At 57.1% G+C, this 2,737-nt stretch carries 2 protein-coding genes; one reads left to right on the plus strand and one right to left on the minus strand.

Annotated features, from left to right (window positions below):
* Positions 1-17: 17 nt before the first annotated feature.
* The gene (locus AC5RE1_RS00845) at positions 18-299 is read right to left on the minus strand and encodes an HU family DNA-binding protein (RefSeq protein ID WP_006681852.1); all 282 of its coding nucleotides are present in this window, start codon (positions 297-299) and stop codon (positions 18-20) included.
* Between the two features lie 461 nt (positions 300-760).
* On the opposite strand from AC5RE1_RS00845, the gene AC5RE1_RS00850 reads away from it, so the two are divergent.
* Positions 761-2,725 (plus strand): solute carrier family 23 protein, encoded by a 1,965-nt coding sequence (locus tag AC5RE1_RS00850; RefSeq protein WP_103632396.1) that lies wholly within the window; start codon positions 761-763, stop codon positions 2,723-2,725.
* Positions 2,726-2,737 lie beyond the last annotated feature (12 nt).

The following is a 2,737-nucleotide window of genomic DNA, read 5'->3' on the forward strand; positions in this document are numbered from 1 at the left end:
AGAGTTTGATCAGATGATCACTTGGCAACAGCCTTCTTCAGGGTGGAGCCAGCGGAGAGCTTCACGCCGAAGCCAGCCGGGATCTGAATCTCTTCGCCCGTGCGCGGGTTGCGACCGGTGCGCGCTGCACGCTCGACGCGCTCTACGGAGAACAGGCCGGTGATCTTCACGGCTTCACCCTTACCAAGGGACTCAACCAGGACGTCCTGGAAAGCGCCAAGAGCTGCATCTGCTTCGACCTTGGTCAGGTTTGCGCGCTCTGCGATCTGCGCAACGAGCTCGGTGCGATTGATGGGCATGAGAACCTCATTCCTATTGTTACTATCAGCTGTCACGGCGACAGCCACTGGGGAAACAGTACGAAAAAACTGAGCCATTTGTCAGTTCGTTACGGCATTTTTCGCAATTTATGGCTTATTTCTCGCATTTTGGATCCCCATAGAGCATGAGCGACCACCTAAAAAGCCATTTTTATTGACTTGGGTCACATTTCTTTGGTTACCTTTGCTGACAGAACAAAGTAATCAAACGAGGTTCGAATAACTCAACAGGTCTTTCAAAGCCATGAACGAAAGACCACATCATCACGCACACACAACCACGTGTCCAGCGCACCAAGGGGATAGCTTACTCCCTTGTTTCCCCTCCTCGAACACTCGTCCAAACCGGGTGCGAGATAGGCCACGCGATGCAGGAAACACCCGCGCGCGAGAGGAAGATTGGAAGAGCCCAACAACCTCTTAGAGTTCCAGGAGAATCCATGGCTCTCGGACGAAATGAAACGGCTACCGAAACCGGCAAGACCGTTCATCCCGTTGACCAAGTCCCATCCTTTGGCAAACTTTCAGTTCTTGGCATTCAGCACGTGTTGGCTTTCTACGCTGGCGCCGTCGTTGTTCCTCTTGTTATCGCATCCGGTCTCGGCCTCGATAACGAAACCCTGATCCACCTGATCAACGCCGACCTGTTCACCTGCGGTATCGCCTCGATCATTCAGTCGGCCGGCCTCGGCCCGAAGATCGGAGTGAGGCTGCCCCTTATCCAGGGCGTCACCTTCACTGCAGTTTCGCCCCTTATCGCAATCGGTATCGCCGCCACTCCAGCCGGTGCCGATCCGAAGACCGGCCTTGCCACCATGTATGGCTCCATCATTGCGGCCGGCCTCGCCACTTTCTTCGTGGCACCTTTCTTCGCGAAACTCCTTCGCTTCTTCCCACCCGTCGTCACCGGCACACTTCTGACCGTCATGGGTATCACGCTCATCTCCGTCTCCGCTGGCGACATCGTGTCGTGGGGCACCTACGCGGCAGAGGGGCAGGACGCTGGCGCACTCACTCTGCGCGGCCTCGCCTACGCATTCGGCACCCTGGTAATCATCGTTGCCATCCAGCGCATCTTTAAAGGCTTTATGTCGACCATCTCGGTCCTCGTCGGCCTGGTTGTCATGACCGCTATCGCATTCGCCCTTGGCGACGCCAACTTCTCTGATATCGGTCAGTCGGCATGGGTTGGCGTGACCACCCCGTTCTTCTTCGGCATTCCGAAGTTCAACATCGCCGCAATCATTTCAATGCTCATCGTCATGGCAGTAACCATGGTTGAAACCACCGGCGATGTTTTCGCAACCGGCGAGGTCGTCGGCAAGCGCATCACGCCGAAGCACGTTGCAAACGCTCTTCGCGCAGATGGTCTATCCACCCTCCTCGGTGGCGTCTTCAACTCGTTCCCCTACACCTGCTTCGCCCAGAACGTCGGTCTGGTTCGACTGACCCGCGTGAAGTCCCGCTGGGTTGTCACTGCAGCCGGCATCATTATGATCATCCTCGGCATCCTGCCGAAGGCTGGCGCAGTGGTTGCCTCGATTCCCGGGCCGGTCATCGGTGGCGCATCTCTGGCCATGTTCGCGAACGTTGCCGTTGTCGGTATCCAGACCTTGTCCAAGGTCGACATGCGCGATCACCGCAATGCCGTCATCGTTTCGACCTCCATTGGTCTGGCCATGCTGGTCACCCTGAAGCCCGATCTTGCATCCCTGATGCCGTCATGGTTGCAGATCATCTTCGGTTCCGGCGTGACCATCGGTGCGCTGATAGCTTTCATTCTGAACCTGCTCTTCTTCCACGTTGGCAAGCAGGATGGCCCGGATGTTGCAATCGTTGACGGTCGTCCCGTGGACCTCGATCAGGTCAATGCGATGGATCGCGAGACCTTCGTTGAAGCCTTCAAGAGCATGTACGACGGTGACGTCTGGCCCGTCGAACGCGCATGGGAGCAGCGTCCGTTCACCGATGCAACCGAGCTCCGTAAGGCATTCGAGGACGAGGTCCTCGGTGCATCTGCTGATGAACAGGAAGCTTTGATCAGCGCCTACGTTGACATCGCCGACTTGGCCTCCAACCAGGATGCCAACGAGCAGGCGCATGCTGACACCGCAGCCCTCGCTCTTGGCGAATTCAACGATGCTGAACTCAAGGAGCTGCAGGCAGCATCGGCTGCCTACCGCGAGAAGTTTAATCGCCCGCTGGTTGTCTGCGTGACCAATCTTGCCGATCGCGAACAGCTGATTGCTTCGGCATGGAAGCGCGTCGAGTCTTCGCAGACGCGTGAAGCACGCTTCGCACTCGGTGAGGTCATCGACATTGCCGACGAGCGTTTCAACATTCTGGTTGCTGATGCGAACCCGATCCGCACCGCGTGGGGTCGCAACTTTGACCAGGTCGACTGACCGATCCTGATT

This window comes from Actinotignum sp. usb-actsch-rep-73, assembly GCF_059082735.1.

Bases quoted from the DNA above. Each gene is read 5' to 3' on its own strand.
- AC5RE1_RS00845 (WP_006681852.1), bottom strand. From the start codon at position 299: ATGCCCATCAATCGCACCGAGCTCGTTGCGCAGATCGCAGAGCGCGCA.
- AC5RE1_RS00850 (WP_103632396.1), top strand. From the start codon at position 761: ATGGCTCTCGGACGAAATGAAACGGCTACCGAAACCGGCAAGACCGTT.